The sequence below is a fragment of the Allopontixanthobacter sp. genome, assembly GCF_034376665.1.
Lineage (GTDB): Bacteria > Pseudomonadota > Alphaproteobacteria > Sphingomonadales > Sphingomonadaceae > Allopontixanthobacter.
On record NZ_JAXMJI010000106.1, the window covers coordinates 1 to 15,690 of the forward strand.

Annotated in this window: 19 protein-coding genes; 8 read left to right on the forward strand and 11 right to left on the reverse strand. The window is 64.6% G+C overall.

Features of this window, described 5'->3' with window-relative positions:
• Both dnaA and U0988_RS12115 read left to right on the forward strand, forming a co-directional pair.
• A partial coding sequence (gene dnaA, locus U0988_RS12110) for a chromosomal replication initiator protein DnaA (RefSeq protein ID WP_322292884.1) occupies positions 1-888 on the forward strand: 888 nt, incomplete at its 5' end.
• Positions 889-998: 110 nt separating this feature from the next.
• Positions 999-1,775 (forward strand): HesA/MoeB/ThiF family protein, encoded by a 777-nt coding sequence (locus U0988_RS12115; protein WP_322292885.1) that lies wholly within the window; start codon positions 999-1,001, stop codon positions 1,773-1,775.
• Here U0988_RS12115 and U0988_RS12120 read toward each other — a convergent pair.
• Complete coding sequence (locus U0988_RS12120) at positions 1,761-2,495, reverse strand: NAD-dependent deacylase (protein WP_322292886.1); 735 nt, start codon at positions 2,493-2,495, stop codon at positions 1,761-1,763. The two genes, U0988_RS12115 and U0988_RS12120, sit on opposite strands and share 15 nt — an antisense overlap.
• Positions 2,496-2,673: 178 nt before the next feature.
• Here U0988_RS12120 and dapB point away from each other — a divergent pair, with 178 nt between their 5' ends.
• The gene (gene dapB / locus U0988_RS12125) at positions 2,674-3,402 is read left to right on the forward strand and encodes a 4-hydroxy-tetrahydrodipicolinate reductase (RefSeq protein ID WP_322292887.1); all 729 of its coding nucleotides are present in this window, start codon (positions 2,674-2,676) and stop codon (positions 3,400-3,402) included.
• Positions 3,403-3,412: 10 nt separating this feature from the next.
• Positions 3,413-4,057, forward strand: coding sequence for an endonuclease III (gene nth, locus U0988_RS12130; protein ID WP_322292888.1), 645 nt, complete (start codon positions 3,413-3,415; stop codon positions 4,055-4,057).
• Here nth and U0988_RS12135 read toward each other — a convergent pair.
• Together U0988_RS12135 and dapE are read right to left on the reverse strand one after the other, a co-directional pair.
• The gene (locus U0988_RS12135; protein WP_322292889.1) at positions 4,026-5,369 is read right to left on the reverse strand and encodes a dicarboxylate/amino acid:cation symporter; all 1,344 of its coding nucleotides are present in this window, start codon (positions 5,367-5,369) and stop codon (positions 4,026-4,028) included. The genes nth and U0988_RS12135 overlap by 32 nt on opposite strands.
• A gap of 18 nt (positions 5,370-5,387) precedes the next feature.
• Positions 5,388-6,557 (reverse strand): succinyl-diaminopimelate desuccinylase, encoded by a 1,170-nt coding sequence (dapE, locus tag U0988_RS12140; RefSeq protein ID WP_322292890.1) that lies wholly within the window; start codon positions 6,555-6,557, stop codon positions 5,388-5,390.
• 65 nt (positions 6,558-6,622) lie between these two features.
• Here dapE and U0988_RS12145 point away from each other — a divergent pair, with 65 nt between their 5' ends.
• Positions 6,623-7,087 (forward strand): cupin domain-containing protein, encoded by a 465-nt coding sequence (locus U0988_RS12145; RefSeq protein ID WP_322292891.1) that lies wholly within the window; start codon positions 6,623-6,625, stop codon positions 7,085-7,087.
• Positions 7,088-7,114: 27 nt separating this feature from the next.
• Positions 7,115-7,723: a LysE family translocator gene (locus tag U0988_RS12150; protein WP_322292892.1), complete on the forward strand. Its 609-nt coding sequence runs from the start codon at positions 7,115-7,117 to the stop codon at positions 7,721-7,723.
• 6 nt (positions 7,724-7,729) lie between these two features.
• Here the strand turns inward: U0988_RS12150 and U0988_RS12155 are convergent, their stop codons facing one another.
• Together U0988_RS12155 and U0988_RS12160 are read right to left on the reverse strand one after the other, a co-directional pair.
• On the reverse strand, positions 7,730-8,635 hold the full coding sequence (locus tag U0988_RS12155) for a S1/P1 nuclease (protein WP_322292893.1): 906 nt from the start codon (positions 8,633-8,635) through the stop codon (positions 7,730-7,732).
• Positions 8,596-9,261 (reverse strand): glutathione S-transferase family protein, encoded by a 666-nt coding sequence (locus U0988_RS12160; RefSeq protein ID WP_322292894.1) that lies wholly within the window; start codon positions 9,259-9,261, stop codon positions 8,596-8,598. Before U0988_RS12160 ends, U0988_RS12155 begins: the two co-directional genes overlap by 40 nt.
• 158 nt (positions 9,262-9,419) lie before the next feature.
• Between U0988_RS12160 and U0988_RS12165 the strand changes: the two genes are divergently transcribed.
• Positions 9,420-10,127: a nitroreductase gene (locus tag U0988_RS12165; protein ID WP_322292895.1), complete on the forward strand. Its 708-nt coding sequence runs from the start codon at positions 9,420-9,422 to the stop codon at positions 10,125-10,127.
• Positions 10,128-10,129: 2 nt separating this feature from the next.
• On the opposite strand, the gene U0988_RS12170 is transcribed toward U0988_RS12165, so the two are convergent.
• The 6 genes from U0988_RS12170 to rpmH form a co-directional block, all read right to left on the reverse strand.
• The gene (locus U0988_RS12170) at positions 10,130-10,477 is read right to left on the reverse strand and encodes a DUF6481 family protein (protein ID WP_322292896.1); all 348 of its coding nucleotides are present in this window, start codon (positions 10,475-10,477) and stop codon (positions 10,130-10,132) included.
• Between the two features lie 64 nt (positions 10,478-10,541).
• The gene (gene yihA, locus U0988_RS12175; protein ID WP_322292899.1) at positions 10,542-11,195 is read right to left on the reverse strand and encodes a ribosome biogenesis GTP-binding protein YihA/YsxC; all 654 of its coding nucleotides are present in this window, start codon (positions 11,193-11,195) and stop codon (positions 10,542-10,544) included.
• A gap of 41 nt (positions 11,196-11,236) precedes the next feature.
• Positions 11,237-13,039 carry a membrane protein insertase YidC gene (gene yidC / locus U0988_RS12180; RefSeq protein ID WP_322292897.1) on the reverse strand — a complete coding sequence of 601 codons (1,803 nt, stop codon included), beginning with the start codon at positions 13,037-13,039 and terminating at the stop codon, positions 11,237-11,239.
• A 46-nt stretch (positions 13,040-13,085) separates the two neighbouring features.
• Positions 13,086-13,295, reverse strand: a complete 210-nt coding sequence (gene yidD, locus U0988_RS12185) for a membrane protein insertion efficiency factor YidD (RefSeq protein WP_322292898.1) — start codon at positions 13,293-13,295, stop codon at positions 13,086-13,088.
• Entirely contained in the window at positions 13,292-13,660 is a 369-nt protein-coding gene (rnpA, locus tag U0988_RS12190; RefSeq protein WP_322292900.1) for a ribonuclease P protein component, read from the reverse strand. The genes yidD and rnpA overlap by 4 nt, the downstream gene beginning before the upstream one ends.
• Before the next feature lie 22 nt (positions 13,661-13,682).
• A complete protein-coding gene (gene rpmH / locus U0988_RS12195) occupies positions 13,683-13,817 on the reverse strand; it encodes a 50S ribosomal protein L34 (protein WP_160597292.1) in 135 nt (44 codons plus the stop codon).
• A gap of 215 nt (positions 13,818-14,032) precedes the next feature.
• Here rpmH and U0988_RS12200 point away from each other — a divergent pair, with 215 nt between their 5' ends.
• Positions 14,033-15,541: a YifB family Mg chelatase-like AAA ATPase gene (locus U0988_RS12200; protein ID WP_322292901.1), complete on the forward strand. Its 1,509-nt coding sequence runs from the start codon at positions 14,033-14,035 to the stop codon at positions 15,539-15,541.
• Positions 15,542-15,690 lie beyond the last annotated feature (149 nt).

The following is a 15,690-nucleotide window of genomic DNA, read 5'->3' on the forward strand; positions in this document are numbered from 1 at the left end:
ACCGGCCAGGGCAAGACGCATCTGCTGCACGCGATCGGCCATTCCTATCTGGCCGCGCATCCCCGCGCGCGCATCTTCTACTGCAGCGCCGAACGGTTCATGGTCGAATTCGTCCAGTCGCTGAAACAGAACCAGATGATGGAATTCAAGGCCCGCCTGCGCAGTTTCGACCTGCTGCTGGTGGACGATATCCAGTTCATCATCGGCAAGGCGTCCGCGCAGGAAGAACTGCTCTACACGATCGACGCGCTGCTGGCCGAAGGCAAGCGGCTGGTGTTCGCCGCCGACCGCGCGCCGCAAGCGCTGGACGGCGTGGAACCGCGCCTGCTGAGCCGGTTGTCAATGGGTCTGGTGGCCGATATCCAACCCGCCGATATCGAACTCCGCCGCAAGATCCTCGAATCGAAGCTGACCCGCTTCGCTCCGCTCGAAGTGCCCGGCGATGTGATCGAATTCCTCGCCCGCACGATCACCCGCAATGTCCGCGAGTTGGTTGGCGGTCTGAACAAGCTGATCGCTTATGCCCAGCTGACCGGCCAGACCGTGTCGCTGCAGCTGGCCGAAGAGCAGCTGACCGATATCCTCAGCGCCAACCGCCGCCGGATCACGATCGACGAAATCCAACGCACCGTGTGCCAGTTCTACCGCATCGACCGGTCCGAAATGTCATCCAAGCGCCGCGCCCGTGCGGTAGTCCGCCCGCGCCAGGTGGCGATGTATCTGTCCAAGGTGCTGACCCCGCGCAGCTATCCCGAGATCGGCCGCAAGTTCGGCGGGCGGGACCATTCCACCGTCATTCACGCCGTGCGCCTGATCGAGGATTTGCGCACCCGCGACGCCGATATGGACGGCGATGTCCGCAGCCTGCTCCGCCAGCTGGAAAGCTGAGAGATAACAAGGGAGCACTTCGGGTTGCTCCACCGGTGAACCACTGCCTTTCCTCAGCCCCCTCCACAGGGTTGTCGACAGGCAGTGGTCACGCCGCGTAAGGGCGCATCATGTCCTTGCCTCCCGACCGCCTCGACCGTTTTGCCCGGCACATCGTGATCCCCGAAGTAGGCGGCGCAGGGCAGGTCGCGCTGGTGCAGGCCCATGTCGCGCTGGTCGGGCTGGGCGGGATCGGCAGCCCGGCGCTGCAATATCTCGCCGGGGCGGGCATCGGCCATCTGACCCTGATCGATGACGGCGACGTCGAACTCTCCAACCTCCAGCGCCAGACCCTGTTTACCCAGCGCGACATCGGCCATTCCAAGGCGGTGGCGGCGCGCGGCTGGCTGGCAAATTTCGACAACCGGATCATCGTCACCATCCGCGACGACCGGGTGAGCGCCGCCAACGCCGCTGCGCTGGTTTCTGCGGCCGATCTGGTAGTGGACGGGACGGATAATTTCGCCACCCGGCTGGCCATCTCCGACGCCTGCGTCACGGCAGGCGTGCCCTTGCTGAGCGCCGCGGTGGGGCGGTTCCAGGGCCAGGTCGCGGCGTTCGCAGGGCATCTGCCGGACCAGCCCTGTTATCGCTGCTATGTCGGCGATGCGTTCGACGCCGAGGATTGCGACACCTGCGCCGATGACGGGATGCTGGGCGCGATGGCCGGATGGGCGGGCACCTTCGCCGCGATGCAGGCCGTCCGCCTGCTGCTGGCCGGCAAGGCCGCGTTCGGCGATCCGCAATACGGCAAGCTGCACCTGCTCGACGGGATGAAACCCGCGATGCGGACGCTCAATCTGGCCAAGGATCCCGCCTGCCGGGCCTGCGGTTCAGCCGCCGACTAATTCATCGACCCACTCGCTCACCACCCTGGTCGCCGGGCCGAGCCGCGTTTCGTGGAACCAGCGCGATCCCTGGCTCCGCTCGAGGTTGAGCTCCAGCGTTCGGGCGCCCATTTCGCGCGCCTGGCGCACCAGCCCTGCCGCCGGATAGACCGCGCCCGAGGTGCCGATGGAGACGAACAGATCCGCCCGCCCCAGCGCGGTGTAGATCTCGTCCATGCGGTAGGGCATTTCGCCGAACCAGACGATGTCGGGCCGCAGCGCCGGCGCTTCGCAAGCGGGACAGGGCGGGCGGTGGATCAGCGGGCCGGTCCAGCCAAGCCGCGCGTCGCAGGCAGTGCACCACGCATTGAAGTGCGTTCCGTGCATGTGCAGGACATTCTTCGCCCCGGCCCGCTCGTGCAGATCGTCGACATTCTGGGTCACGATCAGCACATTGCGGCCCGGCTGCGCAGACCATTCGCGCTCCAGCCGCGCCAGCGCCTGATGCGCGGCGTTGGGTTGCTTGGTCTGGATCGCCTCGCGCCGCATGTCGTAGAACCGCAGCACCAGTTCGGGATCGCGCGCGAACGCTTCGGGCGTGGCGACGTCCTCCACCCGATGCTGTTCCCACAGGCCCCCGGCGGCGCGGAACGTGTCGATCCCGCTTTCCGCGCTGACGCCTGCGCCGGTAAGGATCACGATGTTGGAAATTTCCGAATGCATCGCGCCAATCTTTACCATCCGGTGCCTGGGCGCAAGTTCTGTGGGGGCGCGGGCAAACTCGCTTGGGCGGAAAGTTCTGGTGCAGGGGGGACGAAAACCGTCATTGTCGCGCGCGGCCATCCGCTCTATCCCGGCGTAAATCACCGGGGCCAGACAGGTGCTGGGCGCGTATCCGGATCTCTGAAGGGGACACAGCATGGCCGCGATCGGCATTATCGGCAGCGAAGGCCGCATGGGTCAGGCGCTGGTGCAGGCGATTGGCGATGCAGGCCATGATTTCGCCGGCGGGATCGACAAGGGCGGCGATGCGGCCGCGCTGGCCGGAAAGTCCGAGGTGCTGGTCGATTTCTCTGCGCCCGCCGCGCTGCAGGCCAATCTCGACGCGGCGATGGCGGCGGGCGTTCCGCTGGTGATCGGGACCACCGGGCTGGACGTCGCGCACCACGCAGCCATCGATGCAGCGGCGCAGAAATTGGCCATCCTGCAAACCGGTAACACCTCGCTCGGCGTCACACTGCTGGCGCATCTGGTGCGCGAGGCCGCGGCGCGGCTGGGCGACGATTGGGATATCGAGATCCTCGAGATGCATCACCGGATGAAGGTGGATGCCCCGTCCGGCACCGCGCTGCTGCTGGGCGAGGCGGCGGCAGCGGGCCGGGACATTGACTTGGCAGCCCATGCGGAGCGCGGAAGGGACGGCCAGACCGGCGCGAGGGCAAAGGGCGCAATCGGCTTTGCATCCCTGCGCGGCGGCACCGTGGCGGGGGATCACAGCGTGATCTTTGCAGGCGACGAGGAACGCATCACCTTGACCCATAATGCCGAAAACCGGATGATCTTCGCGCGGGGCGCAGTGAAGGCGGCGGGCTGGCTGCTGGGCAAACCGGCCGCGCGCTACTCGATGGAGCAGGTGCTGGGGCTTTGACCGTAATCCAATGACAAAGGACCGGATTTTCGAATTCTTCCGCCGCCTGGCAGAAGATAATCCAGAACCGGAGACCGAGCTGGAATATGGCAACAATTTCCAGTTGGTGGTGGCCGTTGCCCTGTCCGCACAGGCCACGGATGTCGGGGTGAACAAGGCTACGCGGGCGCTGTTCGACAGGGTGAAAACCCCGCAGCAAATGCTCGAATTGGGTGAGGATGGACTGAAAGACTACATCAAGACGATCGGCCTGTTCAATTCCAAGGCGAAGAACATTATCGCGCTATCCCAGATGCTGATCGAGGATTTCGGCGGCGAGGTTCCGGCAGACCGCGATGCACTGACCCGGCTGCCGGGCGTGGGCCGCAAAACCGCCAATGTAGTGATGAATTGCGCGTTCGGGCAGGAAACCTTCGCGGTCGATACCCATGTCTTCCGGGTCGGCAACCGCACCGGCCTCGCCAGCGGCAAGACCCCCGAAGCGGTCGAGGCCAAGCTGGAAAAGCGCGTCCCCCAGCCCTTCCGCCGCCATGCCCATCACTGGCTGATTCTTCACGGCCGCTACACCTGCAAGGCGCGGCAACCCGAATGCTGGCGCTGCCCGGTCGTGGATCTGTGCAGCTTCAGGAAGAAGGTGCTGCAACCGCCGCGCTAGTTTCTTCGTCAAGCGCGCCGCTGGTTGCGGAGATGACCTGCGCGGCCACCAGATCCCCGATGACATTGAGCGTCGTGCGGCACATATCGAGGAAACGGTCCACGCCGAGGATCAGACCGATGCCTTCCGGCGGCACCCCGACCCCGCCGAGGATCAGCGCGATGACCGGCAGCGATCCGCCCGGCACGCCCGCGGTGCCGATCCCGGCCAGGATGCAGATGATCATCACGAAAATCTGGTCCGCGATCGTCAGGTCGACGCCGAAGAACTGGGCGAGGAACAAGACCGTAACGCCTTCGAACATGGCGGTCCCGTTCTGGTTGGCAGTGGCGCCGATGGTCAGCACGAAGCGGGCGATCTTGCGCGGCAGTTTCAGCTCCATGTCCGCGACCCGCAATGCGGTCGGCAGGGTGGCGTTGGAACTGGCGGTCGAAAACGCCATCAGGCTTGCTTCGCGGGTTTGCTTGAAGAAAGCGACCGGGCTTTTCTTGCCGAGGAATTTCAGCAGCAGGGGGAACACGCCGAACATCTGGATGCCGAGCGCCAACAGGACCACCGCGACAAACGCCGCCAGCTTGAACAGCAGATCCCAGCCGAATTGGGCGCTCAGATTGAACATGAAACAGAAGATCGCGATCGGTGCCAATTGGATGACCAGCCCGATCAGCCGCATGGCAACTTCGAACACCCCTTCGATCGCGTCCTTAAGGGTTTCGGTGCGCCGCGTCTGGACCAGCAGCAGGCCGATGCCGAAGAACAGCGCGAAAAACATCACCGCCAGAATATCGTTGTTCGACATGGCGGAAATTATGTTGGACGGAACGATGGCGATCAGCTGGTTCACGCCGGCATCGCTTTCCGCCGAAGCCTGCACGATGCTGGCCGCGCCTTCGCCGCCTTGCTTCAGCAGTTCCTGCGCTTCCGCGCGGTCGACCCCGGCCCCAGGTTGCAGCAGATTGACTGCGGTGATGCTGATCAGGACCGCGATGCTCGATACGACTACGGTATAGATCAGGGTGCGGATGCCGATCTGTTTCAAGGCGCGGATTTCGCCCATCTCCGCGATGCCGACCACCAGGGCGGAGAACAGCAGCGGGATCACCAGCATGAACAGCAGCCGGAGGAATATCTGCCCGATCGGGCCGGTGACATAGGTCACGATCGTCGCGACCCATTCGGCATCGCGCGCGAAGGTATAGGCCAGCAGGCCCGCGGTCAGCCCGGCGACGAAGCCGATCAGGATCCGCCATTGCAGCTTGCCGTGACCGATCGGCGCGGCTTCTGCCGCCATCTCTGCTGCGTCACTGCTCATCCTGGCTTCCCCCTGAAATTACTGGCCGAGTGCCGCAAGCGCGATCCGCCGGTAAATCCGGCTTAGCGTATCGAGATCGGCAATGGCCACCGCTTCGTCGCGCTTATGCATGGTCGCGTTGACCAGCCCGAATTCGATCACCGGGCACAGCGCGCGCAGGAACCGCGCATCGGAGGTGCCGCCGGTGGTCGATGCTTCCGGCTCGATCCCGGTTTCCGCCTTCACCGCAGTGGAAATCATTGCGGAAAATTCGCCCGGCGGGGTCAGGAACGGTTCGCCCGAAATGATCGGGCGGGCCGTGCCGCCATGTTTTTGCGCAATCGCAGTGACCGTCCGGGACAGGGACGCCCCGCTATGCAGATCGTTGAACCGGATTGAAATGCGCGCCTTCGCGGTGTCCGGGATCACATTATGCGCCGGATTGCCGACGTCCAGATCGGTAATCTCCAGATTGGACGGCTGGAACCACTCGGTCCCCTCGTCCAGCACCAGCGCGTCGAGTTCGGCCAGGATACGGACCATTTTGGGCAGCGGATTATCCGCCAGATGGGGATAGGCGACATGGCCCTGCGTGCCCGCAACCTCCAGCCACATATTGACCGATCCGCGCCGCCCGATCTTCATCATGTCGCCCATCCGGTTGACCGATGTCGGTTCCCCCACCAGGCACAGGTCAGGCACATCGCCGCGCTGGCGAATCAGATCGATCAGCGCGCGGGTGCCGTAGGTGGCGGGGCCTTCTTCGTCACCGGTGATGATGAAGCTGAGCGTTCCCGCCTCCGCCGGAACCTCTGCGGCAGCGGCGACCATGGCGGCAATCGCGCCCTTCATGTCCACCGCGCCGCGCCCATACAGCAGATCACCGCCCGGTGCCTTGCGAATTTCAGGCGCGAACGGCTCGCTCGCCCAACCCTGGCCAGGAGGGACGACATCGAGATGCCCGGCGAAGGCCAGATGCCGGCTGCCTTCGCCGCCGCGCCGGATCGCGAACAGGTTCTCCACCGGCCCGTCGGGTGCTTCCCCCTTGATGAAGCGGGTGACTTCGAAACCGAGCGGTTCCAGCAAGTCTTGCATAACCGCAAAAACTTCGCCGGTGGCCGGAGTCACACTCTCGGCAGCGATCAGGCGCCGGGCATAGGCCAATGCCGAATGGTCGGAAGCGGAAAGCACATGGCTGGCATCGGTCATCGAAATGTGCCTAAAGCAGAGTGATGCCGCTTTCCAGCACGACTTCCAAAACAGGAGGCGCCCTTATGCCCAAAGTCGATCTCGCCGCAATTCCGCAAACCAATGTCACCGGCTATCCTCCGCCGTTCGACGCCGCTGTCAGGGACCGGTGGTACCGTCGGCTCGCCCCGGCTGCGGGGCTGACCTATCTCGCTGCGAGCCATGTCGTGCTGAAACCGGGGGCATGGTCATCCCAGCGCCACTGGCACGATGACGAGGACGAATTGCTGGTGATCATCTCCGGCGAGGCGGTGCTGGTGGACGATGACGGCGAAACCCTGCTGCGGCCGGGCGATATCGCCGCGTTCCCTGCCGCCGACGGAAACGGCCACCATTTGCGCAATTTGGGCGATCAGGACTGCGTGTTCCTGGTCGTAGGCGCGGGGGAAAAACAGTCCGGCGGTGCCTATTCGGACATCGACATGATCTTCGACGAACATGGCTATTACCGCAAGGACGGGACCCCTTACGGTTCCGAACGCACGAAATAAGCCGACGAGGGCGGGGAGATTTTCGGATTGGACTGGCTTGGCTTTGCGCTGGCGGTGTTGCTGATCGAGATAACGCCGGGGCCCAATATGGCCTGGTTGGTTTCGCTGACGCTTGCCGACGGTCGGCGCGCGGGCATCGCCGCCACCGCCGGGGTTGCGCTTGGTCTCAGCATCAACGCAGCGTTTTCCAGTGCGGGACTGAACGCCTTGCTGACCCATGTTCCCGCAATTGCCAGTTGGGCCGGAATTGCAGCCGGGGCGATGATGTTCTGGCTGGCATGGCGCGGCTGGCTGGAAAGCGGGGAATCCTCTCCGGTTGCGGTGGCCCACACTCGGTCCCGGCGTGATTTCGCGGCCGGGGTGGGGATAAATCTGGTGAACGCGAAGGCGGCGCTGTTCTTTATCACCGTGGTTCCGGAATTCACCTCGGGCCCGCAGGCAGACCTTGGCGAAATCCTCCTTCTCGGCATGACCAGCGTGGTGATCGCCACGCTGATTCATCTGGCGCTGGTGCTGGGTGCCGAACGATTGCGCGGCTTTGTCACCAATCCTTCGGCCAACGCCGGTTTCCGGCGCAGCCTGGCGGCGATCATGGCGCTGATCGGCTGCTGGTTTGTCTACGGCGCGCTGCGCTGATTGCGGCTATTCGCGGCGTTCCCGGATCGCCAGCGGGCCGGACGCAAAGGCCTCGTCCAGCATGGCCGCCATCCGCAGCCCGGCCTGCGTGATCCGCCGCTGCGAAACCGGGATGGCGGCAACAATATCTTCCTGCGACAGCGCCGCTGCCATCGGCAAATCGCCCGCGCAGACATCCTGGTCGAACGCGCCGGGATAGACGAAATCGCGGGCCAGCTGCCAACTTTCGCGTCCCCATTCTGCCGCATCGCCGCCGCCCAGTTCCGCGCGCTCCGCCGTGCTGTATTTGCGAACCAGCGATGGCCGCGCAGAGGTGATCGCGCGTTCGGCGAGCGGGCTGTCCCAAATGGAGTGCAGGTTCAGACCGGGCACGATGCCATAGGAGGTGACGCGGTCGTTCCCGCCGCGATCGTCCTTGTCGCCCGAATGCAGCGGCATATGCACATCGCCGATGAAATGGACGAGGAAGGCCAGAGCCTCCAGCCGGACATTGGGCGGCAGGCTTTCGTCCGCAAGAATACGGTGGTTGCGCTCGATCTGTCCGGTGACGCAATTGCCGCCGCTGCAATTGCTGCGCGCGTTATACGGCTCGCAAATCGGCGCAGTCCGGTAATGCCAGGCGGCGGTAAAGCCCCAGCGCCAGCCTTCGCGGCGGACACAGTCGGGCCACACCGCCGCGTCCTGCAGGCTGCGCAGTTTGCAGTCCGGCGTTCCCAGACGGCGCTCATAGGCGATCAGCCGGGCGATCGAGGCGCGCGTTCCGGGCGTCACATTAGCCAGCGCGATATCCGCTGTGGTGCGGTGACCGAATTCGCCCCACGCCGCCGCGGGCCCGGAAAAGATTGCCGCCAGCGCCAGCGCGAGAGTCGCAATCAGGCGGCGGGCGCGATTTCGTATTGTTCCAGAACCCATTGTTCGTCCTCTGCGGCGCTGACCCAGCTCTGCATCCATTCATGTTCCCACACGGCCTGCATATAGGCCTCCGCAAAGCCGGGAACGCCGACGCGGTAGGTGATGAAGCGGCTGACCACGGGCGCGAAGAAGATATCCGCCGCGCCGAAAGTGCCGAACAAAAACGGTCCGCCCTGGCCGAAACGGGCGCGGGCTTCCGCCCATAATTGCAGGATGCGGACGATATCGACCTTGCATTCGTCGGGCAGCTGCAGGCCGTCGTGGCGGGTGCGGATATTCATCGGGCAGGTCCGGCGAAGGCTGAGGAAGCTGCTGTGCATTTCTGCCACCATCGAACGCGCCATGCCCCGCGCCGCATCGTCCTTCGGCCAGTACCGATCGCGCCCGACCTTGTCGCCGAGATATTCCATTATCGCGAGACTGTCCCAGATGACGGTTTCGCCGTCCCACAGGATCGGCACCTTGCCCGCGGGCATGATCTCGCCCGACTGGCGCTTGACCGTCTCCCATTCCTCGCCGCCGATATTGACGGTCAGCTCCTCGAACGACAGGCCGGATTGTTTCATCGCCAGCCACCCGCGCAGGCTCCAGCTGGAATAGTTCTTGTTGCCGATTATCAGCTTCATACGCGCACCTTGTTTCCCGACATGCCGCCGCGATAGGCGTTCGGGGTGTCAGTGTCGAGACTGGCTGTCGATACTGGGGAGCGGGAAATCGCAGCCCCTTTCGCCGCCCGGAACAAGCTGTATGGATGCCCGTGATCCGGCAGCACGAAAGGTCCGCGATGAAGTTTGACGAGGTAGTTCTGGGGCGCCGCTCGATCCGCGGATACAAACCCGATCCGGTGCCTGTGGCACTGATCCGCGAAGTGCTGGAGATTGCGATGCGCGCGCCGTCATCGATGAACACCCAGCCGTGGAATTTCTATGTCATCACCGGCGAACCGCTCGACCGGATCCGCGCGGGCAATACGCAGCGGATGATCGCAGGCGTACCGCAAAGCCGGGAATTCCGCACCGGCGAAGCGTTCGGCGGCGTCCACCGCGAACGGCAGATCGGCGTGGCCAAGCAATTGTTCGGCGCGATGGGGATCGAACGCGACGACCAGGACCGCCGTCAGGATTGGGTGCTGCGCGGGTTCCGCCAGTTCGATGCGCCGGTGTGCGTGATCGTGACCTACGACAAGGTGCTCAGCGGCAGCGACGATACCGCGTTCGATTGCGGCGCAGTAGCCACCGCGCTGGTCAACGCGGCATGGTCGCGCGGGCTCGGCGCGGTGATCAACAGCCAGGGGATCATGCAGAGCCCGGTGGTGCGCGAACATGCCTGCATCGCCGAGGATCAGGTGATCATGAAGAGCATCGCGCTCGGCTGGCCGGACGAAAGCTTCCCGGCAAACGCAGTCGTCTCGTCCCGCAAGAGCGTGGACGAAGCGGCGGTGTTCGTCGGGTTCGAGAGGGGCGGGTTCGAGGGGGGCGGGTTCGAAGAGTAAGCCTACTTCTTCTTGCGTTTCTTCCGCGCGGCGTAACGCTCGTCGCGGGCGGCCTTCTTTTCTTCTTCGGTCAGTTCCGGCACGATGGCTGCAGCAGCGGCGGCGGCAGCTTCGGCGTCAGCCTGTTGCTTGGCGGCTTCGCGTTCCGCCTTCACCCGCTCACGTTCGGCCAGTTTCTCGGCGCGGGCGGCGGCCTGCGCAGCTTCCTTGGCGAGGCGGGCAGCCTTGCGTTCGGCCAGTACTTCTTCGCTGATCGGGGGCTTGGCCTTCATCTTCTCGAGCGCGGCCTGTTTGGCCTTCGCGGCCATGGCGGTGCGTTCCTGAAAACTCGGCTGTTTGAATGACGGCATTAAATCTGATGTCCTTGATGTCGTAGTTGGGAATGCAAGATATGGGAGTGCTGGAGCGAGCGGATCAGACCCCGGCGTCCAATAGCACGGCGGCGCGCAATTCGGGAATTCCCATCCCCTTCTCCGCGCTGGTGACGTGCAATTCTGGGAACGCGGCGGGGTGCTTGCGCACTTCGTCGGCCACCTTTTCGATGGTCTTGTCGAGCTCGCTCGCCTTGATCTTGTCCGCCTTGGTCAGCACCACGCGGTAGCCCACGGCGGCCTCGTCCAGCATCTGCATCATGTCGCGGTCGACGTCCTTGATGCCGTGGCGCGAATCGATCAGCACCAGGTTGCGGTGCAGCACCTGCCGTCCGCGGAGGTAGCTTTTCACCAGCTTCTTCCACTTGTCGACCACCGCCGGCGGGGCCTTGGCAAAGCCGTAGCCGGGCATATCGACCAGCCGGAACAGCGTCGGTTCGCCGACTTCGAAGAAATTGAGTTCCTGCGTCCGCCCCGGCGTTACCGAGGCCCGGGCAATCGACCGGCGGCCCGTCAGCGCGTTGAGCAGCGAGGATTTGCCGACATTGCTGCGCCCGCAAAAGGCAATCTCCGGAACCGTCGGTTCGGGCAGGAATTTCAGCTGCGGGGCCGACAGGAGGAAATCGACCCGGCCCGAAAACAGCTTGGCTGCGCGGCGGGCAAGCAGTTCCCGTTCGCGCCCTTCGGCATCATTGATTTCGGGCGCACCGCTAATGTCAGGCCCGGCTTCGGTCTCGCTCACGTCTTGCTCTGCTTCCCGTCAGGTCCGTCACCGCGGGTCTTCGCGCGTTCGGCGTCTTCCTTGTCCTTGTCCGCTTGCGCCCGCAATTGCGGATGCTTGGAATAAAGGTAACTCTGCTGCGCCAGCGTCAGGATGTTGGAGGTGACCCAGTACACCAGCAGGCCCGCGGCGAACGGCGCCATCACGAACATCAGCATCCATGGCATGATGTTGAAAATCTGCTGCTGCATCGGGTCCATCGCGGCCGGATTGAGCTTGAAGGTCATCCACATCGTCAGGCCGAGCAGCACCGCCAGCACACCGATGCCGAGGAAGCTTGGCGGGGTGAAGGGCAGCAGGCCGAACAGATTGAGGATCATTGCCGGATCGGGCGCGGACAGATCCTTGATCCACAGGATGAACGGCTGGTGCCGCATCTCGATGGTCAGGATCAGCACCTTGTACAGCGCGAAGAAGATCGGAATCTGGATCAGCATGGGCAGGCAGCCTGCCAGCGGATTGACGCCTTCCTTCTTGTACAGCGCCATGATTTCCTGCTGCTGCTTCGGCTTGTCGTCCTTGTAGCGTTCCTGCAGCGCCTTCATCTTGGGCTGGATGGCCTTCATCGAGGCCATGCTGGCAAAGCCGCGCTGCGCAATCGGGAACATCAGCGCGCGGATAATCACCGTCAGCAGGATGATCGCGACACCGAAATTGCCGACCAGGCTGAACAGCGTGCTCAGCAGCCAGAAGATCGGCTTTTCGAACCAGGCGAACCAGCCCCAATCGATCGCATAGCCGAATTTGGCGACCCCGGCGTCTTCGTATGCGTCGAGCACGGTAGTGTCCTTGGCCCCGGCGAACAGGCGCGTGGTGCGGCTGAACTGCTTGCCTGCGGGAACCGTGACCGGCTGGTAGATCATGTCGGCGCGGAAAATGTTGCTGCCGAGCGACCGGAAATCCACCGCCGGATCGGTGCCCGCTTCGGGGATCAGCGCGGACAGCCAGTAGATGTCGGTGAAACCGAGCCAGCTGGCCCGGCCTTCGGGAGTAATCGTGCCCGCTTCGGCCACGTCGTCATAATCATTGCCGAAGATGACCGTATCGCCAAACGCGCCGATCGGGCCGGAATGGACGTTCCACGTATCGCTGCTGGCGGTCGCGCTGGTGCGGCTCACCGTCGCGAACGGGCGGACCACAATCGGTGCCGCGCCGGTGTTGGACACCGATTGATCGGCGGTGATCATGTAATGCTCGTCGATCGACAATTCGATCCGGTACAACTGCCCCTGGCCGTTGTCCCAGCTGAGCGTGACCGGATTGGTCTCGCTCAGCGGACCCGCGCTGGCCTGCCATACGGTGGTCGCGTCGGGCACCGCGACTCCCTCGCCCACCCAGCCGAACTGGGCGAATTGCTGCGCCGGAGTGCCCTGGGGCGAGAACAGGCGGACCGGGCCGCTGTCCTTCTTCACCGTCTGACGGTGGGTTTTCAAGGTTATGTCGTCGATCCGGGCGCCGACCAGATTGATCGAGCCGATCACTTCGGGCGAATCGATCCGGACGCGTGTCGGGGCTGCCAGCGAAGTGACCAGATCGGTCCGCTCTTGCTCGATCGCCACCGGATCGGTCAGCCCGCCTTCGCGTGTGGGCTTGCCCGGTGCGGCGCCAACGGGGACGGCGGCATCGTTGCCGGCTTCCAGCTGCGCGGACTGCGTGGTCGGGGCGGGCTGCGGATAGAACCACCGCATCCCGGCATCCCAGCCCAGCAGCAGCAAGCCGCACAGCACCACGGCGACCAGGAGATTACGCTGATTGTCCAAAGTTTCGGATCCCGTACGTCTAGAATAGTTTCAAAATCGGCGGCGGTCAGGGTACCGGATCGTACCCGTGGCCCCCCCAAGGATGGCAGCGCAGTATACGCTTAGCTGCCAACCATCCACCCTTGATCGCGCCATATTTTCCCAGCGCCTGAATCGCGTATTCGCTGCAGGACGGCGCATAGCGGCAGGATGGCGGCAAAATGCGCGACGGCCCCCATTGCCAAGCCTCGGCGATCCAGATGAAAATATGCTTCATGTGCGGCGGCGCTTTCCCGGATGTCTGCGCGGCGGATCGCCTTCGCCCGCATTCGCTTTGGCGAGTGCGCGGGCGAGTTCCTGGCGCATTTTGCCGAAGTCCCGCTCGATCCCGCCTTCGCGGCCGATCAGGACATGATCGTGATCCGCCAGCCCTTCCAGCGGCAGCGCATCCCGCAGCAATTCGCGGAACCGGCGCTTCATCCGATTGCGGACCACCGCGTTGCCGATCTTCTTGGTCACGGTGATGCCGAATCGCTTGCCCTGTCCCTGATTCGGGTGAGCCAGCAAAACGAAACCGGGACGTGCAATGCGCAGGCCCCGGTTTGCGGAAAGGAAATCGGCGCGGCGCGTCAGCACCGCCAGTGCTTGAGCGCGGGAAGCCGCCTCAGGCGCTGAGTTTTTTGCGGCCACGGGCACGGCGGGCGCGGAGAATCTTCCGTCCGCCCACGGTTGCCTTGCGGGCGAAGAAACCGTGGCGACGGGCGCGCACGAGATTGCTGGGCTGAAAAGTCCGCTTCATGATAACCTCGATAGATAAAAGGGCGGGCCGCATGCGCGGGCTGCCTCTAGCAGCGCGCCGGTTAGGGTAAGCTCCGCGACAAGTCAAGATAAGCTGTCGCCGCAATCGGGGTGATTCTGGCCGCGGCGGCAGGTATCGCCGGATTTCAGCACCATACGGCTCGACACCGGTCAAAACTCGCGCCACAAGGGCGGCAGAACAAACAGGGGGTAATGGTGGTCGCACTGGTCCGGACGGTGGCCTATCTCGGGCTGGAAGCGCGCAGCGTGGAGGTGCAGTGCCAGATTGCGCCCGGCGTGCCGCGGTTCAATATCGTCGGGCTGGCCGACAAGGCCGTGGGCGAAAGCCGCGAACGGGTCCAGTCCGCGCTAGCCGCAATGGGCCTGTCGCTGCCGCCGAAACGGATCACGATCAACCTTTCCCCCGCCGACCTGCCCAAAGAAGGATCGCATTACGATTTGCCGATCGCGCTCGCACTGCTGGCGGCGATGGGCGTGACCGATGCGGAGCAGCTGGCGGACTGGATCGCGGTGGGCGAACTGGCGCTGGACGGCCGTGTGGTCGCTTCCCCCGGCGTGCTGCTGGCGGCGATCCATGCCAGTCAGGAAGAAGCCGGCTTGATCTGCCCGGCGGGACAGGGCGCGGAAGCGCGCTGGGCATCGGGCATTGCGATCTGCGCCGCGCCCGATCTGGTCAGCCTGCTCAACCATCTGAAAGGCACGCAGACCCTGCCCGATCCCAGGCCTGGCGCGGTCGAGCCAGCGCCGCCGGGGCCGGATCTCAAACAGGTGAAGGGGCAGGAAACGGCCAAGCGGGCGCTTGAGATCGCAGCGGCGGGCGGGCATAATCTGCTGATGAGCGGACCGCCGGGCGCGGGCAAGAGCCTGCTCGCCAGCTGCCTGCCGGGCATCCTGCCGGAACTGACCCCGGCAGAGGCGCTGGAGGTTTCCATGGTGCAATCGGTTGCCGGAACGCTCGATGGCGGGCGGATCAGCCGCGCCCGCCCGTTCCGCGCGCCGCATCATTCGGCCAGCATGGCGGCGCTCACCGGCGGCGGGTTGAAAGTGAAGCCGGGCGAGGTCAGCCTGGCGCATCTGGGGGTATTGTTTCTCGACGAATTGCCCGAATTCCAGCGCGCGGTGCTCGATTCGCTGCGCCAGCCGCTCGAAACCGGCAAGGTCGATGTTGCCCGGGCCAACGCCCATGTCACCTTCCCCGCGCGGGTCCAGCTGATCGCCGCGATGAATCCCTGCCGCTGCGGCCATCTGGGCGATCCGGCGCTCGCCTGCAGCCGCGCGCCGCGCTGCGCCGCCGACTATCAGGCGAAGGTGTCGGGACCGCTGCTCGATCGCATCGACCTACATGTCGAAGTGAACGCCGTCACCGCCGCCGACCTGGTGCTGCCCGCGCCCAGTGAGGGATCGGCGGAGGTCGCGGCGCGGGTAGCGGCAGCGCGGGCGGCGCAGACAGCGCGCTATGGCGATGCGGGCGTGCGGACCAACGCCGAAGCGGACGGGGACGTGCTGGAGGCAGCCGCAACGCCGGACCAGCCGGGGCGGCAATTACTGGCGCAGGCGGCAGAGGCCATGCGCCTGTCCGCGCGCGGCTATACGCGCGTGCTGCGGGTGGCCCGGACGATTGCCGATCTGGCGGGCAGCGAGGAAGTGGGACGCGTGCATGTGGCGGAGGCGCTGAGTTATCGGAGACGGGCGCCGGTGAATTGAAGGGTTTGATTGGAACACGGCATTCGAGCGCGAAGATGATCGTTTCGATTACGGAGATGTCCGTTTTGTCGCCATGGGGTTGATCGATGACCGTCTGCATGTGCTGGTCTTCACCGATGGCTCACATGAAAACGCCGTTCGCGCCATCA